Annotated in this window: 23 protein-coding genes; 9 read left to right on the forward strand and 14 right to left on the reverse strand. The window is 68.4% G+C overall.

Annotated elements, in window-relative coordinates; genetic code table 11:
• Positions 1-5 precede the first annotated feature (5 nt).
• From EV645_RS14900 to EV645_RS14915, 4 genes are all read left to right on the forward strand, one after another.
• Complete coding sequence (locus tag EV645_RS14900; protein WP_130444098.1) at positions 6-725, forward strand: FadR/GntR family transcriptional regulator; 720 nt, start codon at positions 6-8, stop codon at positions 723-725.
• A 93-nt stretch (positions 726-818) separates the two neighbouring features.
• Positions 819-2,321 carry an amino acid permease gene (locus EV645_RS14905; protein ID WP_130444100.1) on the forward strand — a complete coding sequence of 501 codons (1,503 nt, stop codon included), beginning with the start codon at positions 819-821 and terminating at the stop codon, positions 2,319-2,321.
• Positions 2,322-2,546: 225 nt separating this feature from the next.
• A complete protein-coding gene (locus EV645_RS14910; RefSeq protein WP_130444102.1) occupies positions 2,547-5,309 on the forward strand; it encodes an AAA family ATPase in 2,763 nt (920 codons plus the stop codon).
• A gap of 165 nt (positions 5,310-5,474) precedes the next feature.
• Positions 5,475-5,705, forward strand: coding sequence for an SCO4848 family membrane protein (locus EV645_RS14915; RefSeq protein ID WP_130444104.1), 231 nt, complete (start codon positions 5,475-5,477; stop codon positions 5,703-5,705).
• Here EV645_RS14915 and EV645_RS14920 read toward each other — a convergent pair.
• Entirely contained in the window at positions 5,677-6,471 is a 795-nt protein-coding gene (locus EV645_RS14920; protein ID WP_130444106.1) for a helix-turn-helix transcriptional regulator, read from the reverse strand. The two genes, EV645_RS14915 and EV645_RS14920, sit on opposite strands and share 29 nt — an antisense overlap.
• Positions 6,472-6,494: 23 nt before the next feature.
• Here EV645_RS14920 and EV645_RS14925 point away from each other — a divergent pair, with 23 nt between their 5' ends.
• Positions 6,495-7,322: a M55 family metallopeptidase gene (locus tag EV645_RS14925; RefSeq protein WP_130444108.1), complete on the forward strand. Its 828-nt coding sequence runs from the start codon at positions 6,495-6,497 to the stop codon at positions 7,320-7,322.
• 75 nt (positions 7,323-7,397) lie between these two features.
• Positions 7,398-7,820 carry a DUF2000 domain-containing protein gene (locus tag EV645_RS14930; RefSeq protein WP_242000425.1) on the forward strand — a complete coding sequence of 141 codons (423 nt, stop codon included), beginning with the start codon at positions 7,398-7,400 and terminating at the stop codon, positions 7,818-7,820.
• On the opposite strand, the gene EV645_RS14935 is transcribed toward EV645_RS14930, so the two are convergent.
• Genes EV645_RS14935 through EV645_RS14950 form a run of 4 tightly spaced genes read right to left on the reverse strand, consistent with a single transcriptional unit; the run spans position 7,795 to position 11,468 of the window.
• A complete protein-coding gene (locus EV645_RS14935) occupies positions 7,795-9,030 on the reverse strand; it encodes an NAD(P)/FAD-dependent oxidoreductase (RefSeq protein ID WP_130444110.1) in 1,236 nt (411 codons plus the stop codon). The two genes, EV645_RS14930 and EV645_RS14935, sit on opposite strands and share 26 nt — an antisense overlap.
• Positions 9,031-9,798: an amino acid ABC transporter ATP-binding protein gene (locus EV645_RS14940; RefSeq protein WP_130444112.1), complete on the reverse strand. Its 768-nt coding sequence runs from the start codon at positions 9,796-9,798 to the stop codon at positions 9,031-9,033. It abuts the gene before it with no gap.
• Entirely contained in the window at positions 9,795-10,523 is a 729-nt protein-coding gene (locus EV645_RS14945; RefSeq protein WP_130444114.1) for an amino acid ABC transporter permease, read from the reverse strand. Before EV645_RS14945 ends, EV645_RS14940 begins: the two co-directional genes overlap by 4 nt.
• A gap of 12 nt (positions 10,524-10,535) precedes the next feature.
• Positions 10,536-11,468 carry a substrate-binding periplasmic protein gene (locus tag EV645_RS14950; RefSeq protein WP_130444116.1) on the reverse strand — a complete coding sequence of 311 codons (933 nt, stop codon included), beginning with the start codon at positions 11,466-11,468 and terminating at the stop codon, positions 10,536-10,538.
• Between the two features lie 125 nt (positions 11,469-11,593).
• Here EV645_RS14950 and EV645_RS14955 point away from each other — a divergent pair, with 125 nt between their 5' ends.
• Positions 11,594-12,775 carry a CdaR family transcriptional regulator gene (locus EV645_RS14955; protein ID WP_130444118.1) on the forward strand — a complete coding sequence of 394 codons (1,182 nt, stop codon included), beginning with the start codon at positions 11,594-11,596 and terminating at the stop codon, positions 12,773-12,775.
• Here the strand turns inward: EV645_RS14955 and EV645_RS14960 are convergent.
• The 5 genes from EV645_RS14960 to sdhC form a co-directional block, all read right to left on the reverse strand.
• The gene (locus EV645_RS14960) at positions 12,772-13,935 is read right to left on the reverse strand and encodes a WD40/YVTN/BNR-like repeat-containing protein (protein ID WP_130444120.1); all 1,164 of its coding nucleotides are present in this window, start codon (positions 13,933-13,935) and stop codon (positions 12,772-12,774) included. The genes EV645_RS14955 and EV645_RS14960 overlap by 4 nt on opposite strands.
• Before the next feature lie 105 nt (positions 13,936-14,040).
• Positions 14,041-14,745 (reverse strand): succinate dehydrogenase iron-sulfur subunit, encoded by a 705-nt coding sequence (locus EV645_RS14965; protein WP_130444122.1) that lies wholly within the window; start codon positions 14,743-14,745, stop codon positions 14,041-14,043.
• Entirely contained in the window at positions 14,745-16,487 is a 1,743-nt protein-coding gene (gene sdhA, locus EV645_RS14970) for a succinate dehydrogenase flavoprotein subunit (protein WP_130444124.1), read from the reverse strand. The genes EV645_RS14965 and sdhA overlap by 1 nt, the downstream gene beginning before the upstream one ends.
• 9 nt (positions 16,488-16,496) lie before the next feature.
• Positions 16,497-16,952: a succinate dehydrogenase hydrophobic membrane anchor subunit gene (locus EV645_RS14975; RefSeq protein WP_130444126.1), complete on the reverse strand. Its 456-nt coding sequence runs from the start codon at positions 16,950-16,952 to the stop codon at positions 16,497-16,499.
• Position 16,953: 1 nt separating this feature from the next.
• A complete protein-coding gene (sdhC, locus tag EV645_RS14980; RefSeq protein ID WP_130444128.1) occupies positions 16,954-17,331 on the reverse strand; it encodes a succinate dehydrogenase, cytochrome b556 subunit in 378 nt (125 codons plus the stop codon).
• Between the two features lie 182 nt (positions 17,332-17,513).
• Between sdhC and EV645_RS14985 the strand changes: the two genes are divergently transcribed.
• Positions 17,514-18,323, forward strand: coding sequence for an MBL fold metallo-hydrolase (locus EV645_RS14985; protein ID WP_130444130.1), 810 nt, complete (start codon positions 17,514-17,516; stop codon positions 18,321-18,323).
• A gap of 98 nt (positions 18,324-18,421) precedes the next feature.
• Here the strand turns inward: EV645_RS14985 and EV645_RS14990 are convergent, their stop codons facing one another.
• The 3 genes from EV645_RS14990 to EV645_RS15000 form a co-directional block, all read right to left on the reverse strand.
• Positions 18,422-19,651: a glycosyltransferase gene (locus EV645_RS14990; protein WP_242000426.1), complete on the reverse strand. Its 1,230-nt coding sequence runs from the start codon at positions 19,649-19,651 to the stop codon at positions 18,422-18,424.
• A complete protein-coding gene (locus EV645_RS14995; protein WP_198681636.1) occupies positions 19,648-20,772 on the reverse strand; it encodes a glycosyltransferase family 4 protein in 1,125 nt (374 codons plus the stop codon). Before EV645_RS14995 ends, EV645_RS14990 begins: the two co-directional genes overlap by 4 nt.
• Positions 20,773-20,893: 121 nt before the next feature.
• Positions 20,894-23,983, reverse strand: coding sequence for a M14 family metallopeptidase (locus tag EV645_RS15000; protein ID WP_130444132.1), 3,090 nt, complete (start codon positions 23,981-23,983; stop codon positions 20,894-20,896).
• Positions 23,984-24,122: 139 nt separating this feature from the next.
• Here EV645_RS15000 and EV645_RS15005 point away from each other — a divergent pair, with 139 nt between their 5' ends.
• On the forward strand, positions 24,123-25,697 hold the full coding sequence (locus EV645_RS15005) for an acyl-CoA mutase large subunit family protein (RefSeq protein WP_130444134.1): 1,575 nt from the start codon (positions 24,123-24,125) through the stop codon (positions 25,695-25,697).
• Here the strand turns inward: EV645_RS15005 and EV645_RS15010 are convergent.
• A complete protein-coding gene (locus tag EV645_RS15010; protein WP_130444136.1) occupies positions 25,694-26,344 on the reverse strand; it encodes a GNAT family N-acetyltransferase in 651 nt (216 codons plus the stop codon). The genes EV645_RS15005 and EV645_RS15010 overlap by 4 nt on opposite strands.
• Positions 26,345-26,347: the final 3 nt, after the last annotated feature.

Raw genomic sequence — 26,347 nt, forward strand, 5'->3', positions numbered from 1 at the left:
AACGTATGGTCGTTCAGGCAAACGAAGCGGTGTTCCGGCCGGTGCGGGCCGGGAACCCGTTCGAGGAGACGGTCGAGCGGTTGCTACAGGCAATCAAGCTCGGCGTCGTCGTGCCCGGCGACCGGTTGCCGCCGGAGCGCGAGCTCGCGGCCCGGCTGAACGTCAGCCGGGTCACGCTCCGGGAGGCGATCCACGCGCTCACCGAGGCCGGGTACGTCGAGTCCCGCCGCGGCCGGTACGGCGGCACGTTCGTCAACGAGCAGCTGCCCAAACCCCGCCGTACGCCGGCCAAACGGCTCGCCCGAGACCTGGCCGACGGCCTGGACGACGCCCTCACGCTGCGGTTCGTGCTGGAGACCGGCGCCGCGGAAGCCGCCGCGACCCGCGAGCTGAGCGACGCCGAACGCGACCATCTCGAGCGCTGCCTCGCCGACACGTCGGCCGCCCGGCTCGCCGACTACCGCCGCCTGGATTCCCGCCTGCACCTGGCGATCGCCGAGGTGACCGGCTCGCCGTCGCTGACGTCCGCGATGGCCGACGTCCGGATGCGCCTGAACGAACTCCTCGATGCGATCCCGCTGCTCGAGCGCAACATCCAGCACTCCAACGAACAGCACCAGGCGATCGTCACCGCGATCCTCGCCGGCGATCCGGCCGCCGCCCGGCAGGCGATGCAGGAACACCTCTCGGGTACGGCGGTACTGCTGCACGGCTTTCTCGCCTGACTCCTTGACACTCGCGATACCGGGTGCCTCAATTGCGTAAAGGTCTGGGGGAAGACCATTGAGGCGCTGTGCTGTCTGGGTCTAGGAGGCTCAATGACTGACGACGAGGATCGCCTGCACCAACTGGGTTACGCACAGGAGCTGAACCGGACGATGTCCGGGTTCTCGAACTTCGCGGTGTCGTTCACGATCATCTCGATCCTGTCCGGCTGCCTGACGTTGTACGGGTTCGGGATGAACACCGGCGGCCCGGTGATGATCATCTGGGGCTGGCCGATCGTCGGGCTGATGACGTTGTTCGTCGGCCTCGCGATGGCTGAGGTGTGCTCGAGTTTCCCGACCGCCGGCGGCCTGTACTACTGGTCCGCGAAGCTGGCGCCGTCGAACGGCGCGGCCTGGTCCTGGTTCACCGGGTGGTTCAACTTCCTCGGCCAGGTCGCGGTGACGGCCGGCATCGACTTCGGGGCGGCGTTCTTCCTGAACGCGTTCCTCGACCTGCAGTTCGGGTTCAGTGCGACGCCAGGGCACACGATCCTGCTGTTCGGGCTCATCCTGCTGCTGCACGGCCTGCTGAACTCGTTCGGCGTGAAGCTGGTCGCGCGGCTCAACGACATCAGCGTCTGGTGGCACATCCTCGGCGTGCTGTTCATCGTCGGTGCGCTGGTATTCGTGCCGGACAAGCACCAGTCGGCGTCGTTCGTGTTCGGCCACTTCGTGAACAACACCGGCTGGGGTTCGACCTTCTACGTCGCGCTGCTCGGCCTGCTGCTGGCGCAGTACACCTTCACCGGGTACGACGCTTCGGCGCACATGACCGAGGAGACGCACGACGCGGCGCGCTCCGGTCCCCGTGGAATCGTGATGTCGATCCTGGTCTCCTTGGCAGCTGGATGGGTGCTGCTGATCGGCCTGACGTTCGCGATCCAGAGCTACGACGGTGCGCTGGACAGCTCCACCGGCGTACCGCCCGCACAGATCTTCATCGACGCGGTCGGTGCGGTGACCGGCAAGATCCTGCTGCTGGTCGTGATCGGGGCGCAGTTGTTCTGCGGGATGTCGTCGGTGACGGCGAACTCGCGGATGATCTACGCGTTCTCCCGGGACGGCGCGCTGCCGGGCTCGAAGTTCTGGCACAAGATCAACCACCGCACCCGGACGCCGACCAACGCGATCTGGCTGGCCGCGGCCGGTGCATTCGTCCTCGGCCTGCCGTACCTGTGGAACGCGACGGCGTACGCCGCGGTCACGTCGATCGCCGTGATCGGTCTCTACATCGCCTACGTCCTGCCGACGCTGCTCAGACTCATGCAGGGTGACCGCTTCCAGCCCGGCCCGTGGAACCTGGGCCGGTGGAGCCGCCCGATCGGCATTGTGGCGATCGTCTGGGTCGCGTTCATCACGATCCTGTTCATGCTGCCGCAGGTCAGCCCGGTCACCGGTAGCACCTTCAACTACACGCCGATCGCGGTTCTGGCCGTGCTGGGCTTCGCAGCGGCGTACTGGTTCCTGTCCGCTCGCAACTGGTTCACCGGCCCGAAGGTCCAAGGCAGCGAGGAAGAACTGGCTGCCATAGAACGAGATCTCGAGTCGATCTAGTCCTGCATTCAACCGCCTGTCGCGCAAGATCGCGGCAGGCGGTTGAACTTTGTCTACAAGCGCAGACCATCCGGTGCCCCGGCACGATCGTGCCGTCGTGACTGCTCGGATCTGGGCAAGAGTGGGTGACAGGATGGTGACCATCAAATTTCCTCATGTGACACTTGCCGTGTCGAACGGTCGTTTCCTGTGATAATCAACGAGGGGAATCCTTCGGGGAGCTAGATGACTGACGACGAACTGGTCGGGCGTGCGGGACTGGTTGAGCGTGCTACCAAGCAGCTCGAGACCAGCGGCAGTGTGCTGCTGTACGGCCCGACCGGTATCGGCAAGTCAGCTCTCGGGCGGGCCCTGGTCGCGGATCGCGGCCGGAAGGGCTGCCGGATTCTCAGCGCGGCCCCGTCCAACTCCGAGGCCGGCCTTCCGTATGTCACGCTCCTCGATCTGCTGTCCAACCAGCTCGAGTTCGCCTGGGGCGTGCTTCCGGACCACCTCCGCCAGCCGCTGGAGGTGGCGCTGCTGAAGGCGAGCGCCCCGGACACAGTGCGCGACGAGCTCGCCGTACGCCTCGCTGTGCTGCACGTGCTTCGCCGTCTGGCCACCACCGGCCCGGTGCTCCTGGTCGTCGACGACATCCAGTGGGTGGACCCGTCGAGCCTCGAGGTGCTCACGTTCTGCGCCCGCCGCCTGTCCGAGGGCGTGCATCTGCTCGCCACCGAGCAGGTGGCCGACGGCGATCTCCCGATCATGGTCGACGCTTGCCCGGAGCCCGTGCTGCAGCTCGAAGTCCCGCCGTTGACCGAGCCCGATGTGCTCGCGCTGCTCCGCCAGCGCCTCTCGAATCCGCTCCCGGTCCGCACCGCCCGCCGCATCTTCACCGCGAGCGCCGGCAACCCGTTCATGGCCCTCGAGCTCGGTCGCGCCGTACTGCGGCATCCGAAGAGCGTCTCTCCCAACGATCCGCTCCCGGTGTCCAGCCGCCTCAAGACGCTGCTCGGCGACCGCCTCTCCACGCTTGAGCCTGCCGCGCACGAGCTGCTCCTGCACGCCGCGTCGTCGCCGCGTCCGACCACGACCCAGCTCGCCCGGTCCCTCGACCGGCCGATCGAGGCCGACCTCGCCGAGGCCGAGTCCCTCGGCCTGATCGACATCTCGGCCGAGCGCCTGCGCTTCACCCACCCGCTGCTTCGCGAGTTCGTGTACGCCGAGGCGACGTCGGCCGCGCGTCGGCAGGCGCACGCCCAGCTCGCGGCGGTGGTCGACGAGCCCGTCGAGAACGCGACCCACCGCGCTCTGGCCACCCAGGAGGCCGACCCGGAGCTGGCCGCCGCGATCGAAGAGGCCGCCACCGTCGCGGCCGGCCGTGGCGCGCCCGGCGCTGCCGCGACCCTGTGGCGATTGAGCGCGGAGCGTACGCCGATCACGCGGCCGGACGACCGTGCCCGCCGCCTGACCCGGGCGTCCGATGACGCCGCGGCTGCTGGCCATCTCGCGGAGTCGGCCGACATGGCCCAGTTCGCCGTACAGGCCGCGACGAAGCCGGAGACCAAGGTGCCTGCGCTGTTGCTCAGCGCGGACGCGGTCTGGCCGGAGCGCGACCGCCGGGTCGAGCTGCTCGCTGAGGCGTTCGCCGCCGCAAAGGGCGACAAGCGGCTCGAGGCGCGCGTGCGGATCGAGCGCAGCCACAGCCACTACTTCGATCGCAGCCTGGACGACGCGCAGGAGGACGCCCGCGTCGCCGAGGCGCTGGCGCGCGAGGCGGGTGACATCGAGGCAGTCGTCGACGCGTTGAGCGCAGCGAGCTCGGTGTTGTTCGCGCGTGATGCCGAGGAGTCCGCGGACGCCGTGCTCGAGCAGGCTGCCGAGCTCGCGAAGGGCCTGCCGCTCACCAAGACCGTGGTGAACGCGCGTCAGATGGCCGCGATGCGGGAGCTGTTCCGCGGGCGGATGGACGAGGCGATCACCCGGATCACGGCGCTGGTGGACGACGTACGCGACCATGGCGCGATGCGCTGGCTGGCCTCCGCGTTGATCTCGGCGACTGCGATCTACGAGCGCAGCGGGCGCGGCGCCGACGCACTGGCCGCCGGCCACGAGTGCTACCAGCTGATGCAGGACATCGGTGACGAGGCCGAGGTCGGCATGGTCATCGCCAGCCGCGCCGAGTGGGTCGGCGGTTCGGCGGCCATGGGCCGGCAGCTCGCCGAGGCCGCGCTGGAAGGCGTCCGCCTGGTCGGGAACGACGAATGGACCGGCCCCGCGCTCGCGAGCATCGGGCTGATGGCCGTGCTGACCGGCGATCCGCAGCGGGCGGTCGAGTCGTTCGACGCGATCGCGGAGTCGGGCGAGGCCGCGATGCCGTACGACCCGGCCGTGATCCCGTGGCACGCCGACTATGCGGAGGCGCTGGTCGCAGCCGGCCGGCTGGACGACGCGGCCGGACTGATCGCCGAGATCCGGACCCGCGCCGAGAACCTAGACCGTGAAGTGATCATGATCGGCCTGGCTCGGTCCGAAGCGCTGCTGATCGCCAAGCAGGGCGACCCGGCCGCAGCCCTGGACCTGCTGGAGAAGACGATCAGTACGGCGGGGGACCGCGTCTACCCGCTCGACCTCGCGCGCTGCGAGCTCACCCGCGGCCGCGTCGCCCGGCAGGCCCGTCGCCGATCGGTCGCGCGGACCGCGTTCCTGGACGCGATCGAGCAGTTCGAGGCGTACGGCGCTCCCGCCTGGCGTGAGGTTGCCGAGACCGAGCTCGCGCGTCTCGACGTACCGAGCCGGAGCAGGCAGCCGTCGGAGCTGACCGACAACGAGCAGCAGATCGTCTCGATGGTCCGCGACGGTTCCACCAACCGCGAGATCGCCGCGGCTTTGTACCTGTCGGTGAAGGCGGTCGAGTCCCAGCTCACCCGCCTGTACCGGCGCTTCGGAGTCGCCAACCGCACCCAGCTGCTCCGGACGGTCGACCGCCCCGGTAACAATGGTTAGGCCCTGTCTGGTAGTCCAGCGCCTACTGCGGGGCACTCGGCACGGCACCTCGCCGCACGGGTGCAAAGGGAACGATGCTCCGCATCGACCCCTTCGCCCCCGCGCGCCGATGCACCGCACCGAGCACCTCCTCGCTACGGCGCTGGACTACCAGACAGGACCTAGATGAAGCTCGAACGGAAACACGCTCTCGTCCTGCTCGCCATCGCGGCCTGGAACGTCATCACCTACCTGCGGTTCATCAAAGCGCTGATGGACACCGAGGGTCGCCCGACCGGGTACTACGTGGCGCACACGATCCTGGTCATCGTGAACCTGCTGATCGCCGTACTGCTCGGCACCTGGGGTGTGCGCGCGTACAAGGCGGCTAAGGCTTCACAAAGCTCGCCGGTGTGACACCGAGCAGTTTCCGGAAGTGCCGGTTGAGGTGCGACTGGTCGTAGAACCCGGCCAGCGTCGCCACCTCGGCGGCCGGATGCCCGTCGAGCAGGTACCGCCGGGCCAGGTCGACCCGCCGGCCGGTCAGATACCGGTGCGGCGGCATCCCGTACTCCCGGCTGAACGCCCGCACCAGATGCGCCGGATGAGCGTGCACCACCTTGGCCGCATCCTCCAGCGTGATCCCGTCGGCCACCTTCGAGTCGAGCAACTCACGCAGCCGCGCGGCCACACCGACGTCGGACCGGTCCGGCGGCGCGACCACGTTGCGACGCAGGTGTTGTGACAGGCGCTCCTCGATCAACGTCAGCCGGCTCTGGGCCTCCAGATCCTCCTGGCCGTCCTGGAGCACTCGATGCAGCTGATGGATCCGGTGCCTGAGGATCGGGTCGACGTACTCCGGTTGGTCGACAGCCGCGCCGATCAGATGGTCGCCACCGAGCCGATCAGGCGCCAGATATAGCACCCGCTTCCGGAACCCCTGCGGCAGGACCGACCGCCCGTCGTGCGGCACGTGCGGCGGTAGCAGCGAGACCTGCGCCTGGGCGAGACCATGCTCGCGGTGGTCCAGGTCGTACCGGACCGCGCCCTCGTCAACGATCAGCACGGTCCACGCGTCGTGGGTGTGCGTCGGGTACGCATGCGACGGGAAATGGGCGTGCAACACCTCGACGACCCCGGGCAGCCCGGGCCGCCACGCCCGGACCACGGCGCCGCTGCTCATAGTCAGAACATACGCTTCTGGGCGTGAAGGTTTACGTGAGTGCGGACATGGAAGGCATCACCGGACTGGTCGACGCGGAGGACGTCCAGCCGCCGGGCCGGGACTACGAGCGCAGCCGGGTGATGATGACGGAGGACGTGAACGCCGCCATCCGCGGTGCGTACGCCGCCGGCGCGACCGCCGTACTGGTCAACGACGCCCATGGCCCGATGCGCAATCTCCTCCCAGACCTCCTCGACCCGCGTGCCCGCCTGATCAAGGGCCGCCCGAAGCCGATGGGCATGATCGAGGGCCTGTCTTCCGAGTACGACGCGGTGCTCTGCATCGGCTTCCATGCGCGCGCCGGCGTGCTCGGCGTGCTGAGTCACAGCTTCATGGGCCACGAGATCGAGGACATCTGGCTCGACGACCGCCCGACCGGCGAGATCGGCCTGCTCCATGCGGCGGCAGCGGCGTACGGCGTCCCCGTCGCCCTGCTGACCGGTGACGACGCGGCCTGCGACGAGACGAAGTCCTGGGATCCGGCGGTTGCCACCGTCCCGGTCAAGTTCGCCAAGGACCGCTTCGCGGCACAACTGGTCCCGGTCGCCGAGGCCCGCGAGGCCATCGAAACCACCACAACGCAAGCTCTGGCCAGTCTGTCGGCACCGGCCGCCGACCACGCGGGTCACCGACTGACGGTCCGCTGGCAATCCGCTTCGGTCGCCCTGCACCTTGCGGCAATCCCTGGCGTCGAGCGGCAGGACGACCGCACGGTGACGGTCGAAGGCGACATGCTCCAGCTCTACCGCCTCTTCAACCTCTTCCTGCGCGTCTGCACAGCCGTCACCTCGAACCAGCCGTACTGCTGAGAACCTCCAGGAGAAGGTCGGAGAGGTTTAGAACGTACAAGACCGCCGGCGGGGTCGCGGGTGAGGATCGGGGGTGTGGATGAGCCGATCAGATTCGATACAAAGATCGCCGTGCTGCTGCGCGACGATCTGGCGGTGTGGCAGCGGTTGAACGTGACTGCGTTCCTGGTCAGCGGGATCGCGGCGACGCACCCCGAGGTCGTGGGTGAGCCCTACGAAGATGGCGACGGGACCGGCTATCTGCCGATGTTCCGGCAGCCGGTGCTGGTGTTCGAGGGCAGCAAGGAGTTCATGGCGACCGCCCACGAGCGCGCGCTGCGTCGCGAGCTCGAGCATGCCGTCTTCACCCAGGATTTGTTTGCTACGGGCAACGACCGCGACAATCGCGCGGCGGTGAAGGCGGTGTCGACCGCGGACCTCGACCTGGTCGGGATCGCCTGCTACGGGCCGAAGAACGCGGTCGACAAGGTGCTCAAGGGCGCCGCCATGCACCACTGAGATACCGCTCCGGCGCAAACGGCTGCAGCTCCGGCGACCGTACGTCGTCCAGCACCAGCGGTACGACGTGTCGCGCGGTCCCGGGCGCCAACGTCAACCCGAGCATGCCGTGCCCGGTGGCGACGTACAGCCCGCGGTGGCCGGGGATCGCCCCGATCAACGGCAGGCTGTCCGGCGTCGCGGGCCGCATGCCGGCGAACGTCGCCGTCGACAACCCCGGTCGCCAGTCGGCGAAGTACGGCGTGGTCCGATCGAGTACTGCGGCCAGCCGGCGTTCCGTGATCGGACCGCCCGGCCGACCGAGGTCGAGCCGCGCCGCAACCCGCACGCCGTCCGCGAACGGCGTCACCGCGATACTCGGCTCGACGAGCTTCACGGCCAGCTGGGGAGCCAGACCCGTTCCCGGTGTGGTGATGCTGTAACCGGTTGCTGCCAGCAACGGTATCCGTACGCCGAGCACGGCCAGCAACTCGGTCGACCAAGCACCCGCGGCAACGAGCAGCCGATCCGCACTGAACCGCCCGACGCTGGTCTCGACATCCCACCCCGGCCGCAGTCTGCTGACCGTTGCATTGACCAAGCGGCCGGTGAATTGCTCCCGGAGTGCCTTCAAGACTTGCTCGGGCCGCACCTGGACTTCATCGACTGCGTGCACGGCCCCGATGACGGCCGGACCCAATGCAGGCTCCCTTAGACGCGCCGACGGCCCGTCGAGGATGTCGTAGCCGCCCTTGTATCCGGCCGCCGTCGTCGCCTCGGCCAACTGCGCGACCTCGTCCAACCCGGCCTGCGTCAGCGCGGTCATCAACAACCCGGTCTGCCGCAGTTCCAGGTCGGACGTCTCCTGCAACCGGTTGAAGTCGTCCACACACCCCGCCCCGAGATCCAGTACGGCGCGCAGCCCAGCGGCGTACTGGATGGCCGAACCGCTCCGCACGAACCCGACGATCCACCGCAACAACGTCGACGTCAGCCGCGGCGCAACGCTGAACGGCGCCTCACGATGCAGCACCTGACGTGCGGAGTGCAGCAGGACACCCGGCCCCGACAACGGCGCCGAGAGCGCCGGGACGACCCAGCCGGCCGCGGCCGGCGAGGCGAATCCGCTCTGCGGTCCGGCGTCCAGCACGGTGACGTCGGCGCCCGCCTCGGCCAGGGCGACGGCGGACCACAGGCCGATGACGCCGCCGCCGATCACGATGATGCGCATCTACTGCCCCGCCGCGTAGGAGGCAAGGAACGTCCGCGTCCGTAGTTCCTGCGGTTTGCCGAGTACGTCGGCCGGCGCACCCTGCTCGACGATCTTGCCGCCGTCGACGAACACCACCCAGTCCGCCACGTCCCGCGCGAACGGCAGCTCGTGCGTGACCAGCACCATCGTCATCCCGTCCGCGGCCAGCTCGCGCATCACCCGCAGTACCTCGGCCGTCGACTCCGGGTCGAGCGACGACGTCGGCTCGTCGAACAGCAGGACGGACGGCTTCAGCGCCAGCGCCCGCGCGATCGCGACGCGTTGCTGCTCACCACCCGACATCTGCTCCGGATACGCCAGCGCTCGATGGGCCAGCCCGACACGGCGCAACAGCTGCACCGCCCGCTCCAGCGCGTCCTTCTCGGGTACGCCGGCCCGCAGCTGCGCGAGCATCACGTTCTCGACCGCGGTCAGATGCGGGAAGAGGTTGAACCGCTGGAAGACCATGCCGACCGACTGCCGCAGCTTCGCGAGGTCGCGGCACTCCATCGAAGATCCCTTGAAGATCGTCTCGCCGGCCACCTCGAGCAGCCCGTGGTCCGGCCGCTCGAGCAGGTTCAGGCAGCGCAGCAGCGTCGTCTTGCCGCCGCCGCTCTGGCCGATGATCGCGACGATCTTCTGGTTCCGGACGTTGAGGCTCACGCCGTCGAGCACCAGCCGCCCGTCGAAGGACTTGTTCAGGTTCTCGATCCGTACGACGACATCGCTCAAAGCTCTGACGTTCATGCCGAGGCTCCTTCCAGCATCGCCCGCGCCGCCTTCAGCCGTCGACGACGCCGAGGCGTGAGCGGCACACCGGCCCGGATCTTCCGCTCAAGCCAGAGCAGGCCCTGGGACAGCGGATAGCAGAGCACGAAGTAGATCGCCGCGATCACGAGGTACACCTCGAGCGCGCGGAAGGTCGCCGACGTGATCAGCCGGCCCTCGGACATCAGCTCGGCCGCCGAGATCGTGACCAGCAGCGACGTGGATTTGAGCAGGTCGACGAGCATCGTGTTCGTACCCGGCAGCGCCGAGCGCAGCGCCTGCGGGAACACGACGTACGCGAAGGTGCTGACCTTGCCGAGACCGAGTGCCTCGGACGCTTCCTGCTGACCGGCGTGGACGCCGGCGATCGCGGACCGGAAGATCTCCGACAGGTACGCCGCGTAGAAGACGATCAGGCTCACGCAGCCGGCGCTGAACACGCCGAGCTTCAGGCCGACGGACGCGAGACCGAAGTACGTCACGAAGATGATCGCGAGCAGCGGGATGTTCTTGAACACCTCGGTGTAGATCGCGGCCGGGATCCGGAGCGCGCGATGGCGGCTGACCCGGAGCAGGGCGAGGGCGAGCCCGAGTGCGGCCGCGCCGGCGAAGCTCGCGATCGTGTAGAGGACGGTGCGTTCGAGACCGTCCAGGAGGGCCGGCGCGTAGTCCGACCAGGGCACTTGGAACAGTTCGGCGATCATGGCGTTCCCTCCTCAGATGGACGGCGGTTGCCAGTCGGCGGGGCGGTCGACGTTCTGCCGAGTTTTGGCGATCTCCGGCGCGGGCTTCAGGAACTGGTTCGGGTCGCCGCCGTACTTCTGGATCAGCTTGGTCAGCTCGCCGTTCGCGTACATCGCGCGGATCTGCTCGGAGATCGCCTTCTCCAGCGCGGTCGCCTGCTTCGGCAGGTAGAACGCGGTCATGTACTGCTGGAAGTACTGGTACGCCGGATGCGCAGCGACGTCGGCGGCCGTCGGCGGAGTGAGGTACTGCGTCTCGACCTTGAGCTCGGGGCGTTCCTTCTGGGCCGCGAGGACGAGCAGCGGGTCGAGGAAGCCGACGTTGATCCGGCCCGCACCGAGGTCGTCGAAGACGCCGTTGCCGTCCGGGTACGCGTGCAGCTTGGCGCCGGGTACGGCCTGGATCGACTTCACCCACACGTAGCCCTCGACGGTGCCGAGGTTCTTGCCCTCCAGGTCCTTCACCGTCTGGTAGTGCTCACCGGCGCGGACGGCCATCGCGGGTGGGGAGTAGTACGGCGGGTCGGTGAACAGGCCCTGTTTCTGCCGCTCCGCGGTCCACGCGACGCCGCCGATGGTGATGTCGACGCGGCGGGACTGGACACTCGCCAGCATGCCGGCGAAGTCGGTCAGCTCGGGTTTGACCTTCAGCCCGAGCTTGTCCGCGACCGCGTTCAGGATGTCGGCGTCGAGGCCGGACATCTTGTCGCCGACCAGCGAGGTGTACGGCGCGTACGGCTGGATCGCGACCTTGAGCACCCCGGGTTCGAGGGTGCCGAGCGCCGCGGCCGCGTCCGAGACCGGCGCCTTGGAGTCGTCTCCGCAGGCGGTCAGCGTGGAGACCGCGAGTGCGACGACGGCCAGCAGGGGAGCGATCCGGGAGCGTGCATTGAGTGTCTTCGCCATGACATGCCTTTCCGTGGCCTCACCCCGATTCCTTCAAGGCTAGGGACGACGGGGAGTGCCGTCATTGGACGATCGGTCCATGATCTGGTGACCGGAGGCGAGGTTCGTCGTACGCTTCGTCCAAGATGCTTTCGGCTCCGTTGGCCCAGCAGATCGCCCGGGACACCTCCGAGGTGATCGGCTACAACGTGCTCATCACCGACGATCGCGGGATCGTGATCGGGAGCGGGGACGCCTCGCGGCTGGGGAGTTTCCACGAGGCGTCGATCGAAGTGCTCGCCTCCCAGCAGGCGGCCTGGCACACGGCGGCCGAGGCTGCCCGGCTGCGCGGGGTGAAGCCCGGCATGACGCTGCCGATCGTGATCGACGGCGAGGCGGTCGGCACGGTCGGCATCACCGGTTCACCACGTCAGGTCCGGCGCTTCGGCCTCGTCGTACGACGGCAGACGGAGATCCTGCTGCAGGAGTCGGTCGAACTGCGGTCCCGGCTGCTCCGCGAACGCGCCCTCGAAGAACTCGTCCGCGACATCGGCTCCTTCGACGAAGACGTGGTCGACCCCGCCTTCCTAGCCGCCCGCGCCAAAGAACTCGGCTTCGACCTCACCGTTCCCCGCACCGTAATCATCCTCGAAGTAGACGAGCCCGCCCCGGCCGCGACCGACGTCACGGCAGTCCGGCCAGAACTCCTCCGCACCCTCCGCCAGGCCTTCAGCCCGTCCGACCTGGTAGTGGTGATGACGGCAGGCCGCTTCGCAGTCCTACCAACGCTGACGACGGGCCACCGGCGGGAGGGCGCAGAGCTGCTGGGCCCGGGCGACGGCGGCAGGCGGCGGGAGCTTGGGGAGGTGGCTGTTCGGGCGATCGCGTCCGGCCATGGGTTCAGTTCGCGGGCGGGGGTTGGCGGGCCGGCGGTTGGGGTGGTCGCGTTGCGGGAGGCTTATGCGGATGCGGGGGATGCCTTGCGGTTGGGGAAGGAGTGTGTGCCGGGCGGGGCGGCGTACTTGATTGATGAGTTGCGGGGGCATCAGGTGCTGGCGGCGGTGGGGCATCGGGCTCGGGCTCGGTTGCTGAATCTTGCGGCTGGTGAGTTGGCGACGCATCCGGACTGGCTCGAGTTGCGGAGCACGTTGATCGCCTGGTGCGAGAGCGGCTTCAACCTCGTGCGTACGGCGGAGGCGCTGCACATCCATCGCAATACGCTGATCTACCGGCTGGAGAAGGTCGAACGCCTGACCGGCCAGCCCTGGCGCGACCACCGCGCCACTCTCACGCTCTACCTGGCCTGCCTGGCATCACAGCTCGGCTAGCGAGGCGCGAACTTCGTCCAGGTGGCGCCCTCGTCGGTGCTCAGCACGACCTCCGTCGTACGCCGCTTCGGCACCTCGAATCCGTACATCAAGTGCTCGTCCCCGGCGAGATCAGCGAGGTCACCCGGGTATCCACGATCCAGGTCGGCCGCCCCCTCCCGCACCCGGTACAGCCGCGGCCGGTCGCCCAGCCGCCCGCCGAGCATCATCGCCGTACCGTCGTCGAAGGCGAGCGGCGGCGTGTTCAGGCTCTGCGGCGGATGCTGGACGAGCGTCCACGTCTGTCCGCGGTCGGTCGAGATGCGCATCTTCGCGACCGCCTGTCCGCTGTCGCCGACGATGACCGAGGTCGACACCAGCGTCTGGCCGTCCGGGCTGACCGCGAGCTTCCCGAGCTGGTTGTGGTTGTCCAGCGCCTGCGACCGCCAGGTCCTCCCGCCGTCGTCGGTCCACAGGATGTCGGTCCGCCCGACCCCGGTCAGCACCCAGCACCGCCCGCTCGTGTCGCAGACCGGCGAACGGCTACCGCGGGTCTCGAGCATCCGGACCGACGACTCCTTGGGGTTCACCACCACGATCCGGCCCGGCACGATCTGGTCGGTCAGGATCTCACCGGGCTCGAACGTCGAGGTGGACAGCCGGTACCGCAGCCGGGTCAGCACCGGGCCGTCGTACGTCATCCGGAACATCATCGTCGTGTCCCCGGTGAGCGTGCCCTCGCGCGGCGGGGCGACCGCGATCGCCTCGTCACCGGTCGCCAGCGTCGCGTACGGGACCGGCCACTCCGGCGAGGTCGCACGGGCGCCGTCGCGATCCAGCACTGCGGCGTACCGGCAGTTCGGGCCGCTCGTGCAGTCGGACCAGCCGGCCGCCCAGCGGTTCCGCGTGACCATCGTCATCGACAGCACCTGCGCCCGCTCGGCGTTCACCACCGCGGTCCCGGCCCGCCCGGCGGAGGCGGGATCGATGGCCACCGGCCCCGCGTCGGCATCGACCCGGTGCGAGATCCAGAGCACCGTCGTCACGACGACGGACGTCGTGGCGGCAAGTACGCCGAGCACGAGCAGCGGCGGCTTGCTCCGCGGGATGCCGCAGCGCTCCAGCAGCTCGACCAGCCGGGGGTAGTGCCGGTCGACGAACTCACGTACGCGCTGCTGCACAATCACCCCCCGGGCTGACGAGCAGCCCCTGTCCTCGCGAGGGCAGAGGCTGCGTGGCACACGAATTGGCCGGGATGAAGTTTAAGCGACGGCGGGCGCAGCCGATCACACCCGGCGGAAGATGAGGGCGCGCTTCACTTCCTGGATGGCCTTGGTGACCTCGATGCCGCGGGGGCAGGCGTCGGTGCAGTTGAAGGTGGTCCGGCAGCGCCAGACGCCTTCCTTGTCGTTCAGGATCTCCAGCCGCTGCTCGGTGCCCTCGTCGCGGCTGTCGAAGATGAACCGGTGCGCGCCGACGATCGCCTGCGGGCCGAAGTACTGGCCGTCGGACCAGAACACCGGGCAGGACGTCGTACAGGCGGCGCACAGGATGCACTTGGTGGTGTCGTCGAAGCGGTCCCGGTCGGCCTGCGACTGGATCCGCTCCCGGGTCGGCTCGTGACCGCTGGTGACCAGGAACGGCATCACCGCGCGGTACGCCTCGAAGAACGGGTCCATGTCGACGACCAGGTCCTTGAGCACCGTCAGGCCCTTGATCGGCTCGACGGTGATCTCCTTGTCCGGGCTCAGGTCCTTGATCAGCGTCTTGCAGGCCAGCCGGTTCCGGCCGTTGATCCGCATCGCGTCCGAGCCGCAGACACCGTGCGCGCAGGACCGCCGGAACGTCAGCGTGCCGTCCTGCTCCCACTTGATCTTGTGCAGGGCGTCCAGCACCCGGTCGGTCGGCTGCAGCGTGACGGAGTACGTCTTCCACTCGGCCTCGTCGACGACCTCAGGGTTGTACCGCAGGATCTTGACCTTGACGTCCATCAGTACTTGCGCTCCATCGGCTTGTAACGGGTCTGGACGACCGGTTTGTAGTCGAGCCGGATCGTCTCGTTGCCGTCGGCATCTACCTCGCGGTACGCCATCGTGTGCCGCATGAAGTTGACGTCGTCGCGGGTGGCGTAGTCCTCGCGGAAGTGCCCGCCGCGGGACTCCTTGCGCTCCAGCGCCGACACCACCAGCACCTCGGCCAGATCGAGCAGGAAGCCGAGCTCGACCGCCTCGAGCAGGTCGGTGTTGAACCGCTTGCCCTTGTCCTGGACGGCGACGTCGGCGAACCGGAGCTTGAGCGCCTCGAGGTCGACCAGCGCCTGCTTCAGCGAGCCCTCGGTCCGATACACCTGCGCGTTCAGGTCCATCGTCGCCTGCAGGTCCGACCGGATCGCCGCGATCCGCTCCTCACCCGTCGAGTTGCGCAGCCCCTCGACCAGCTCCACGACGTACTTCTCCGGCTCCGCGGGCAGCTCCTCGAAGGACGCGGTTTCGGCGTACTCCGCGGCCGCGATCCCCGCCCGCCGGCCGAACACGTTGATGTCGAGCAGCGAGTTCGTGCCGAGGCGGTTCGCACCGTGCACCGAGACGCACGCGACCTCGCCGGCCGCGTACAGGCCCGGGATCACATCATCGTTGTTGGCCAGGGCCTCGCCCTTGATGTTGGTCGGGATGCCGCCCATCGCGTAGTGCGCGGTCGGGAACACCGGGATCTGCTCGGTGTACGGCTCCACGCCCAGATACGTCCGCGCGAACTCGGTGATGTCCGGGAGCTTCGCGTCGATGTGGGCGGGCTCGAGGTGGGTCAGGTCGAGCATCACGTACGCGCCGTCCGGACCGCAGCCGCGACCTTCACGGACCTCGTTCGCCATCGCGCGGGCGACCATGTCCCGCGGCGCCAGGTCCTTCACGGTCGGCGCGTAGCGCTCCATGAAACGCTCGTTGTCCTTGTTCCGCAGGATGCCGCCCTCGCCGCGGGCCGCTTCCGACAGCAGTACGCCGAGCCCCGCCAGGCCGGTCGGGTGGAACTGGAAGAACTCCATGTCCTCCAGCGGCAGGCCCTTCCGCCACACGATGCCCATGCCGTCGCCGGTCAGCGTGTGCGCGTTGGACGTCGTCCGGAAGACCTTGCCGAAACCGCCGGACGCGAAGATCACGGACTTGGCCGAGAACACGTGCAGCTCGCCGGTGGCCAGCTCGTACGCGACCACGCCGCTCGCCTTGCCATCGGTCATCAGCAGGTCGAGAACGTAGTACTCGTTGAAGAATTCGACATTCTGCTTGATGCACTGCTGGTAGAGCGTCTGCAGGATCATGTGGCCGGTACGGTCCGCGGCGAAGCACGACCGCCGTACGACGGCCTCGCCGTGGTTGCGGGTGTGGCCGCCGAAGAACCGCTGGTCGATCTTGCCCTCGGCGGTCCGGTTGAACGGCAGGCCCATCTTCTCCAGGTCGAGGACCGCGTCGACGGCCTCGCGGCACATCACCTCGGCCGCGTCCTGGTCGACCAGGAAGTCACCGCCCTTGACCGTGTCGAAGGTGTGCCACTCCCAGTTGTCCTCCTCGACGTTGGCCAGCGCGGCGCACATGCCGCCCTGGGCCGCGCCGGTGTGCGACCGGGTCGGGTAGAGCTTGGTGAGTACGGCGGTCCGGGTCCGCTTGCTCGACTCGAGAGCGGCCCGCATTCCTGCGCCGCCCGCGCCGACGATGATGACGTCGTACTGGTGCTGCTGCATGAAGTTCCTTTATTTACAGACAGACAATGTGGAGTTGGGGTCGAGGCAGGGATCGAAGGTGAAGATCACCAGGGTGCCGAGGACGACCACCACGAGCGCCGCCGTGATCAGCAGGGCCTTCAGCCAGAACCGGGTCTGGTCCTTCTCGGCGTAGTCGTTGATGATCGTGCGCAGGCCGTTCGAGCCGTGCAGCATCGCCAGCCACAGCATCAGCAGGTCCCAGACCTGCCAGAGCGGGTTGGCCCACTTGCCGGCCACGAAGCCGAAGTCCAGCGCGGTGATGCCGCCGCCGAGCATCAGGTTCACGAACAGGTGCCCGAGCACGAGGATGACGAGCGCGAGCCCGGACAGCCGCATGAACAGCCAGCTGTACAGCTCGAAGTTGGTCTGGCCGGAGCGGTTCCGGCCGCCGCCCTTCAGGTTGCGCGCGCGGGAACTGGACCGGGGAGCAGCGATCTCGCTCATCTCAGCCTCCGAACACGTGGGTCAGATGGCGGATGACGAAGGGCACGAACAGCACGACCCAGACCACTCCGACGCCGATCATCAGCTGCCGCTGGTAGCGCGGGCCCTTGGCCCAGAAGTCGATCAGGATCAGCCGGATGCCGTTGAAGGCGTGGAACAGGATCGCGGCCACCAGCCCGACCTCGAGCAGGCCGACGATCGGGTTCTTGTAGGTGCCGATGACCTCGTTGTACGCGTGCGGCGAGACCCGGACCAGCGCGGTGTCCAGCACGTGCACCAGCAGGAAGAAGAAGATCCCGACACCGGTGATGCGGTGCGCGACCCATGACCACATGCCCTCCCGGCCGCGGTACAGCGTGCCGGCTGGTTTGCTGGGCACCAGATCCTCCTCGTCGAGAATTCGGAATCGTCTTGATGCTAGACCCGCGTACTGCGGTGAAATGTCCTGACAGCTGTGACATCGATCGCGATGGATGTGATCTCGGTCGCGTCGTAGCTTGACTTCAACCGAGCTTGAACACGTTGGCTGGCGGCACATCAGAACCGAAGGGGAGAACTACTGTGAGTTTCTGGATCTGTGCGACCTGTGCGGTCGAGCACTCCGAGCAGGTCGACGTGTGTGCGATCTGCGCCGACGAACGGCAGTGGGTGCCCGCCGACGGGCAGCACTGGACGACGCTGGAGGAGCTGGCCGGGACCGAGGTCACCATCGACGAGGTGGAGCCGAACCTGTACGGCGTGCGGTCGAAGCCACCGGTGGGGATCGGTCAGCAGTCGATGCTGGTCGTCACCGACGAGGGCAACCTGCTCTGGGACCCGATCGGGTACCTCGACGACGACGCCGTACGCCGGGTCCGCGAGCTGGGCGACGTGGTCGGGATCATCGCCAGCCACCCGCACATGTACGGCGTCCAGGTCGAGTGGAGCCACCGCCTCGGCGACGTACCCGTGTATGTCTCGGAGGCCGACAAGGAGTGGGTCGCCCGCCAGGACCCGGTTATCCGGACCTGGTCGGGCAAGCTGACACCGCTACCCGGAGTGACCGTTCTCCAACCAGGCGGTCATTTCCCGGGCAGCGCGGTCGTGCACTGGCAGAACGGTGCCGAGGGCAAGGGTGTGATCCTGTCCGGCGACACGATCTTCGCGAACCCCGACCGTACGTCGGTGAGCTTCATGCGCAGCTACCCGAACCGCATCCCGCTGTCCGGCGCGGTCGTCGACCGGGTCGCCCGCTCCCTCGACCCCTACGAGTACGACCGCTTGTACAACAACTTCGGCGCCTCCATCCCGGTCGACGCCAAAGCCGTCGTACGCCGCTCCGCCGACCGGCACGCGGCCTGGGTCCGGGGCGACTACGACCACCTGACGTGATGCGCCGCCGCTAACGACAGGAGGTAGTCGGTCTCTGAGCCGAGCCGCACGCTCAGCCCGGCCGTCGAGGGCGCCGGAATCGGCACTACCTCCTGTCGTTAGGCCGCGAGACGGGCCTGGGTGAGGCGGGTATGCAGGGTGAGCATCCGATCCACGCAGGATTGCCAGTTGTAGAGCTCGGCGCGGTGGCGGGCGGCGGCTCTGCGGTTGGGGAGTTTGGCCAGCGCCAGGACCGCGTCGGCCAGGGCGGAGGGGTTGGCGGCCTCCCAGCGGCCGCAGGTTTCGTCGACGAGTTCGCGGGCGCCGCCGGTGTTGGCGGTGACGACCGGGGTGCCGGCGGCGAGGGCCTCCAGGACAGCCAGGCCGAAGGTTTCGCCGGGGCAGACGGACAGTGCGATGTCGGCCTCGGCGAGATGCCTGGCGAGGGTCTGGCGGCCGTCGACGTACCCGTGGAAGGTGATCGGCGCGTCGCCGGCGATCTCGATCAGCTCGTCGAGGTGCGGGCCGGTGCCGTAGACGTCCATCTGCAGCTTCACGCCGCGGCGGTGCAGCTCGACCGCGGTGGCGACCGCGAGGTGCGGGCTCTTCTCCCGTGACAGGCGGCCGGCGTGGACCAGCTTGAGTACGCCGTCGTCGACCGGCTCGGCCCGTGACGGGTGGAAGGTTTCCAGGTCGACCCCGAGCGGGATCCGGACCAGCGGGGTTGTCACCTCGTCGAACTCCGCGGCCGCGTAGCGGGACGTGACCACCACCGCGTCGTAGGTGCGGCTGAGGATCCGGTAGAGCGCGGCGACGGTCGCGACCACGTGGAGCTGGCTGGCCTTCACGCCCTCGGCCCGGCGTTGGACGCTCTCACCGGTCCAGCGGCTCGTGCGCTGGCTGACTTCGCCGAGCATCCGGCCGGGACGCAGTACGTCGTGGCCACCGAGCTGACCCGGGCGGGCCGAACCCAGCGCCAGCATCGCGTCCAGACGCTCGTGGCTGAACAGGATCGTGCCGATGTCGTTGCGGCGGGCCCAGCGCGCGACCGGAAGCAGCGTCGACTTGTCCGAGATCTCGACCGTGGTCGGCCCGAACTTCTTCAGTACGTCGATCACGTTCCACGGGTTGGTGATGAGTCGGTACCCGCCGCTCACCTTCGGCGCCTTCACCCGGACCACCGTGCCGAACTCGGTCTCGGTCACCTCGTCGCGTTCGCCCGGTGTGATCACGATCCGCTCGGCGCCGGCCTCGACGTACCCCCGGCCGATCTGCTCGATCGCGGTCCGCATGCCACCGGACGTCGGCCCGACGAAGTTCGCCAGCTGGGCGATCCGCAGCCCCGTCACGCGACCCGCCGGATCGCCGCTGCCTCACGCAGTACGTCGGCGTAGTGGCGGTCGACCAGGTCGTCGACCACCGCCGGCCAGGTCCGGGACTGCACCCGCTGCAGGCCACTCGCCGCCATCCGGCTGCGTGCGGAGGGGTGGTCGAGCATGATCTTCACCTGGTCGCGCAGCGAGCCGGCCTTGCCCGGCTCGAACAGCAGGCCGTTCTCGCCGGGGCGGATCAGGTCGAGCGGGCCGCCCGCGGCCGGGCCGACGGTGGCGACGCCGGAGGCCTGCGCCTCCTGGATCGTCTGGCAGAACGTCTCGTGCTCGCCGGTGTGGACGAACACGTCCAGCCCGGCGAAGATCGAGGCCAGGTCGGCACCGCGGCGCATCCCGAGGAAGGTTGCCGTCGGCAACGCGTTCTCCAGCGAGGCGCGGTCCGGCCCGTCGCCGACAATGACGATCCGGCAGTCCAGCTCGGTCAGCTCGGCAAGCCGGCGGACCTTCTTCTCCGCGGCCAGCCGGCCGACGTACCCGACGATCGGCTTGCCGTCCGGTGAGATCTCCCGGCGCCACTGCTCGCTGCGGTTCGTGGGGTCGAAGAGGTCGAGGTTCACGCCACGGCCCCACAGATGCACCCGCGGTACGCCGCGCTGCACCAGCGCGTCGACGGCCGAGGACGAGGGGGCGAGGGTGCGGTCGGCGCGCGAGTGCGTCCGTCGTACCCAGCGCCAGATGCCGCGGTCGGCGGCGGCGTACCAGGGGTACTGGCGGGCGAAGCCGGCAATATCGGTCTGGAAGATCGCGACCGTCGGCAGCCCGAGCTTGCGGGCCGCGCGCAGACCGTACGCGCCGATGATGAACGGTGAGGCGAGGTGCACGAGGTCCGGCTTGAAGTCGGCCATCGCCCGCTCGATCGACGGATCCGGCAGGCCGACCGGGTACTCCTTGTAGCCGGGCGTCCGGAAGCTGCGGGCGCGGATCACCGGTACGTCGCCGTACGCGTCCGGCCCCGGTCCGGGGGCGATGATCAGCAGTGCGTGCCCACGGGCGCGCAGCCGGTCGGCGACGTGGCGAGCCGTGTTCGCCACGCCATTGATCTGCGGCAGGAAGGTCTCGGCCACCATCACGATTCGCACACTTCGAAGGTTCCTCACCGTGCATGAACCCTGGGCGACGCTCTCGTGACACGGCGTCGATGCCCTGTCGACAGCTGTAGGGATTTGAAGTGTCCTTCAGGTGTCGACAGGGCATCCCCAGTTACGGGGTGGTGAACAAGTGAGTCATCGACCGGCGGACCAGATCGGTGCGCATCGCCTGCGTGGTCAGGCCTTCGGCGCCGAAGCCGAGGTACACCGTGTCCGGTGTGGCCACCCCGGCGCCCTCGTCGAAGGCGGTCGTGGTCCGGATCCAGTCGGTCGGGTTCGCCGGCGAGCCCGTCGGCGCACCAGGTACCGCCCAACCGCCGAGATCGGTCTCGAAGGACGTTTGCTCGGTGGCCCCGTCCCGTGTGATCGAGACGTCGTCGACGAAGGCCCCGAGGCCCTGCGTCGACCAGTCACTGACGTAGGTGATCGACAGCTCGACCTGCTTCCCGGCGTACGGCGTGAGGTCGATCTTCCAGTCCTGCCAGCCCCCGCTGGACCCGGACGCCGCGTGCCAGGCACCGGTCGTGCCGGTCGGTGAGCAGTCCGCACCCTGGTAGTGCGCCAGGAACGGATGCAGCTGCACCACACCGGCCGGACAGCTCTGGCCGGTGTCCTGCGAGGTATGGCCGTTCATGTCCGGCAGCGTGGTCCAGTCGTTCTGGCCGACGGTGTGCGCCTCGACCATCACGAAGTCCCAGTCCGCCTCGGTGTCGAAGGAGAACTTGAACGACATCGATCCGCTCGAGATCCCGCTCAGGTCAACCGTCCGGCTGAGCCGCTTGTAGCTCATGTCGGCCTGCCGGCTGTACACGTACTGCGAACCGGTGAACGGCTCGAACGGCGCCCCGCCGGGCCGGTTCCACTTCAGCGGTGCCGAGCTCGCGAACTGCGGGAACTGGGCCTTGGGCAACACGCTCGAGGTCAGCACGAAGGCGTTCGTGTGGTCCTGGTTGCCGGCCGAGTCGCCGCCGTTGAGCGTCCCGGTGAACCCGTTGAAGGCACCGGCGGTGCCACGGATCGGAACCGGCGCGCCGTTGCTGTCGCTGCCGCTGTTGTCGACGAGCGTGTAGGCGCCCAGCCAGTACTGCTCGAAGTCGTTGAGCAGCGGCAGGCACGGGTACGCACGCGCCGTGCACTCACCCTGTTGCTCCTGGAACGGGTTGTAGTAGTACGCCCCGTCCCCGTTGCTCGCGTAGCCGGCGTACTTGCCGGTGTAGAGCAACTTGCCGCCCTCGTTGAGGTAGTCGCGGACCGACAGCTCCAGATCGAGGGCGAGTTCGGCCGCTGTGCCGGCCGGTTGCCCGACCTTCCGGGTGATGATGTCGTCGCCGGTCTCCCAGACCACGGCCTTGTAGTGCGACAGCACGCCCAGCGGGTGCGGTGCGGTCCGGTTGTTCGCGTCGACGTCGTACACGTCGGAGGTGATCCCGGACGCGGCGAGTGTGGCGGCGTAGTTGCTCGCGTACTTCGCCGTGGTGACGCCCTGCGCCGGGCTCGCGCCGGTGACGTCCTCGGCGGCCAGGATCAGTACCTGTCCGCCGATGTCGGTGGCGACGTGGTAGGTGAAGTGCTCGCCGGCGACGTTGCCCGTCCCCGGTTTGTTGCCAGTGAACCACACCTCGACCGAGTCACCGGGTTTGGTACGACGCACCGTGCCGCGGAGCTCGGCGTAGTACCGGTTGTTGGTGTCGCCGTACCGTTCGCCGCCCTTCCACTCCGAGACCTTGTCGGACACCGTGCGGCCGCCGTTGACGCGGTAGTTGATCCGCAGGTTCTTCAAGGCCCGCTTCGCGATCACCGCCACCGGCTGGGTGGTGCCGTAGGAGACCGTGAACGGGTCCGCGACCAGATCGGCGGCCTTCCTGCCGACCACCGAGACCGGGTCGTCGGGGTCCTTGGCGGACTTGGCGACGGACAGCGCGAACGGGATGTTCTTGGTGAACTCGGCCTGGATGAGGCCTTCGTCGTCCGGGAAGCTGAAGACGCTGACGCAGTCCTCCGGCCGCCACTGGTCGTTGGGGTCGACGGCGGACGCGGTCTGGCAGGTCGACATCTCCGGCGTGAACGCCATCGTGCCGTACCTGTTCGCCGCATGGTCGTCGGTCTCACCATTGGTGGTGTAGAGCTCGGCCGAGATGTCCGGGTCATAGCCCGGTACTGCGGGGTTCGCGTCGTCGCCGGCCATTGCCTCGGAGATCACGTCGTCCGGGGACGGTGTGCTCACCTGCCAGCCGACGCCGTACAGCAGCAGCTGCGCAGCGGAGTGGTAGTTGACCAGCTCGGTGAATTTGACCTTGCGGAACAGCTGGTCGAGGGCCTTCGTCTCCGGCTCGGAGGCCGGGGCCGGTCCGCGGTACGTGTCGCTGCTCGGGTCGGGCGACGAACCCTCGTTGTCGTAACCCCACTTGGTCGGCAGGTTGCGGTTCAGGTCGACCCCGTCGCCGGGCGCGATGAGCCCGTCGCCGTTGTTGTCGCGCAGGTTCTTGCGCCACAACCGGTCGCCGGTGAACGTGTAGTCGTAGCCGTCGGGGTTGGCCACCGGCAGGAACCACAGCTCGGTCGTATTGACCAGCTTGGTGATGTCGGCGTTGTGGCCGTAGCCGTCGATCACGTAGTGCATCAGCCGGCGCACCATCTCCGGGGTGATCCACTCGCGGGCGTGCTGGGTGCCGGAGTACAGCACCGAAGGCTTGGCGCCGTCGGGCAGCAGGCGGGCGCCCAGGCTCACCTTGACGGCGACGATCGGCTTGCCCTGGACCGTCGTACCGATGGTGACCAGCTTGGCCAGCAAAGGATGCGCGGCTGCTGTCTGGGTCAGCTCCTCAGCGAGGCCTCCGGGCCCGCTGTACGGGCGGAATACGGTCGGGCCGGCCGCGGCGAGCCTGGCGGCCTCGTCGGAGGCTGCGTGGCCCTTGACCTGCTTGACCTTCAGATCGACGCCGTCGGAGCGGAGCTTGGCCGCCTGCCGCTCGGACATCACGACCTCGACCTTGACCTTCCCGTCGGCTGTCTGGCCGGTGGCCAGGTCCGAGCGGTCCACCCCGGTGTCGACGACCTTCTGCAACTGTTGCGCGCTGAGGTCTCCGACGTACACCTCGAGGCCGTCACCTCCTTGGCCCGGTACTGCGGTGGCAGCCTGTCCAGCGGCCAATGCGCTCGCTACGACAGCCAGTACTGCGATCAGAGCAGAAGTTCTTCGCATGTCGCCCCTCCCCGGTCGACGGTGCATACCGTCGCAGCGTCCTGTGAGCCACGTCACGAGTCAACAGCTGGGAGCGGGCGGGTCACCTGGCGTGCTCGGCGTCATACCAGTCAGGCGGTGGTTCGCCTACCTTTGGGGCATGAGTCATCGCAGCGAGTCGGGGTTCGAGTTCGATCCGGTGTATGAACCGCTGGACGGGTTCGACCCGGCGGCGAAGCTGGGGGAGCCGGGGCAGTTCCCGTACACCCGGGGCGTGTACCCGACGATGTACACGCAGCGGCCGTGGACGATGCGGCAGTACGCCGGGTTCGGGACCGCGGCCGAGTCGAACCAGCGGTACCACCAGCTGATCGACCACGGGACCATGGGCCTGTCGGTCGCGTTCGACCTGCCGACGCAGATGGGCTACGACTCCGACGCCACGATCGCTTCTGGTGAGGTCGGGAAGGTCGGGGTGGCGATCGACTCGATCGACGACATGCGGGTGCTGTTCGACAAGATCCCGCTGGACCAGGTGTCGACGTCGATGACGATCAACGCGCCCGGCTCGGTGCTGCTCCTGCTGTACCAGTTGGTGGCCGAGGAGCAGGGCGTGTCCGCGGACAAGCTCACCGGCACGATCCAGAACGACGTACTGAAGGAGTACATCGCCCGCGGGACATACATCTACCCGCCGAAGGAGTCGCTGCGGCTGATCAGCGACATCTTTGCGTACTGCCAGGCGGAGCTGCCGCGGTGGAACACGATCTCGATCTCCGGCTATCACATGGCCGAGGCGGGGGCGACGCCTGCGCAGGAGATCGCGTTCACCTTGGCGAACGGGATCGAGTACGTCCGTGCCGCGGTCGCGTCAGGGCTGGACGTGGACGAGTTCGCGCCGCGGCTCTCGTTCTTCTTCGTCGCGCGGACGACGCTGCTGGAGGAGGTCGCGAAGTTCCGTGCTGCGCGGCGGATCTGGTCGCGGGTGATGCGGGATTCCTTCGGCGCCAAGAACCCCAAGTCCTTGATGCTGCGCTTCCACACCCAGACGGCCGGCGTACAGCTGACAGCGCAGCAGCCCGAGGTCAACCTCGTCCGCGTTGCGATCCAGGGGCTGGCCGCCGTACTGGGTGGCACGCAGTCGCTGCACACCAACTCGTACGACGAAGCGATCGCGCTGCCGACCGAGAAGGCGGCCCGCCTCGCCCTGCGCACGCAGCAGGTCCTCGCGTACGAAACCGACATCACCGCCACGGTCGACCCGTTCGCCGGCTCGTACGTCGTCGAGTCACTCACCGACGAGGTCGAGGCCGCCGCGGTGGAGCTGATGGACCAGGTCGAGGAGTACGGCGGGGCCGTCGCCGCGATCGAGAAGGGCTTCCAGAAGCAGGAGATCGAGCGCTCGGCCTACCAGATCGCCCAGGAAATCGACTCTGTCGAGCGCGTGGTCGTCGGCATGAACAAGTTCAAGATCGCGGAGGAGGAGCCGTACGAACCTCTCCGCGTAGACCCCACCATCGAGGCCCAGCAAACCGCCCGCCTCGCAGACCTCCGCGCCACCCGCGACCAGTCAGCCGTCGACGAAGCCCTGGCCGCCCTCAAGAAAGCTGCCCAAGGCAACGACAACTGCCTCTATCCCATGAAAGCGGCCCTCAAAGCCCGAGCCACCGTCGGCGAAGTCTGCGACACCCTCCGAGAAGTCTGGGGCACCTACGTCCCCGCCGACACCTTCTAGCCAGACGTCAACGGTAGGTAGGTCTGGCAGGCCTCGGTGTTGTGGAGTCTGATGTCGGCCCGGCGGTGCTTTTCCCAGTTGTCCCGGGTCAGGCGCCAGCGGTTCAGGAGGCCGGGTTCGCCGAGGCGGGTGGCCCAGTCCGAGCCGTTGGGTTCGTAGCCGAGGGATCGTGAGATCGCGTTCGAGCCGTGGTTGTCCACGAACGCATCGCTGCCCGCCTCCTTCGCCCCGAGCCCCTCGAACGCGAGGTGCAGGATCGCGGCGCGCATCTCATGCCCGAGCCCACGGCCGCGCTCATCGGCGGACAGCCACGAGAAGCTCGTGACCGTGCCGAGGGTGGAGAAGTTCACGCCGATAAGGTCCTGCATCCCGACCGGACGCCCGTCGACGACAACCACGAAGTACAGCCGCCACGCATCGCTCTCGACCTTGCCGCGCCCACGCCAGATCGCCCGCATCCACTTCGCCACCCGCTGATCGGGATCCGGCTCGTAGAGCGAGATCGGGTCGTCGTACGGCGGCGGCTCGGCATCCGTCTTCCCAGCCCGCACCACCTCCGCGAGCTCGCCCAAGAGCTCGTCGGTCGCTCCACGCAGCTCCAGAACCGGCGTACTGACGCGCACGTCGAGGAGTGGGTAACTCGTCATCTG

The sequence above is a fragment of the Kribbella rubisoli genome (assembly GCF_004217145.1).
In the GTDB taxonomy this organism is placed as follows: domain Bacteria; phylum Actinomycetota; class Actinomycetes; order Propionibacteriales; family Kribbellaceae; genus Kribbella; species Kribbella rubisoli.

What these genes read in the sequence shown, in the direction of transcription:
- EV645_RS14900 (WP_130444098.1), top strand. Translation starts at nt 6, where the DNA reads ATGGTCGTTCAGGCAAACGAAGCGGTGTTCCGGCCGGTGCGGGCCGGG.
- EV645_RS14905 (WP_130444100.1), top strand. Translation starts at nt 819, where the DNA reads ATGACTGACGACGAGGATCGCCTGCACCAACTGGGTTACGCACAGGAG.
- EV645_RS14910 (WP_130444102.1), top strand. Translation starts at nt 2,547, where the DNA reads ATGACTGACGACGAACTGGTCGGGCGTGCGGGACTGGTTGAGCGTGCT.
- EV645_RS14915 (WP_130444104.1), top strand. Translation starts at nt 5,475, where the DNA reads ATGAAGCTCGAACGGAAACACGCTCTCGTCCTGCTCGCCATCGCGGCC.
- EV645_RS14920 (WP_130444106.1), bottom strand. Translation starts at nt 6,471, where the DNA reads ATGAGCAGCGGCGCCGTGGTCCGGGCGTGGCGGCCCGGGCTGCCCGGG.
- EV645_RS14935 (WP_130444110.1), bottom strand. Translation starts at nt 9,030, where the DNA reads ATGCGCATCATCGTGATCGGCGGCGGCGTCATCGGCCTGTGGTCCGCC.
- EV645_RS14940 (WP_130444112.1), bottom strand. Translation starts at nt 9,798, where the DNA reads ATGAACGTCAGAGCTTTGAGCGATGTCGTCGTACGGATCGAGAACCTG.
- EV645_RS14945 (WP_130444114.1), bottom strand. Translation starts at nt 10,523, where the DNA reads ATGATCGCCGAACTGTTCCAAGTGCCCTGGTCGGACTACGCGCCGGCC.
- EV645_RS14950 (WP_130444116.1), bottom strand. Translation starts at nt 11,468, where the DNA reads ATGGCGAAGACACTCAATGCACGCTCCCGGATCGCTCCCCTGCTGGCC.
- EV645_RS14955 (WP_130444118.1), top strand. Translation starts at nt 11,594, where the DNA reads ATGCTTTCGGCTCCGTTGGCCCAGCAGATCGCCCGGGACACCTCCGAG.
- EV645_RS14965 (WP_130444122.1), bottom strand. Translation starts at nt 14,745, where the DNA reads ATGGACGTCAAGGTCAAGATCCTGCGGTACAACCCTGAGGTCGTCGAC.
- sdhA (WP_130444124.1), bottom strand. Translation starts at nt 16,487, where the DNA reads ATGCAGCAGCACCAGTACGACGTCATCATCGTCGGCGCGGGCGGCGCA.
- EV645_RS14975 (WP_130444126.1), bottom strand. Translation starts at nt 16,952, where the DNA reads ATGAGCGAGATCGCTGCTCCCCGGTCCAGTTCCCGCGCGCGCAACCTG.
- EV645_RS15000 (WP_130444132.1), bottom strand. Translation starts at nt 23,983, where the DNA reads ATGCGAAGAACTTCTGCTCTGATCGCAGTACTGGCTGTCGTAGCGAGC.
- EV645_RS15005 (WP_130444134.1), top strand. Translation starts at nt 24,123, where the DNA reads ATGAGTCATCGCAGCGAGTCGGGGTTCGAGTTCGATCCGGTGTATGAA.
- EV645_RS15010 (WP_130444136.1), bottom strand. Translation starts at nt 26,344, where the DNA reads ATGACGAGTTACCCACTCCTCGACGTGCGCGTCAGTACGCCGGTTCTG.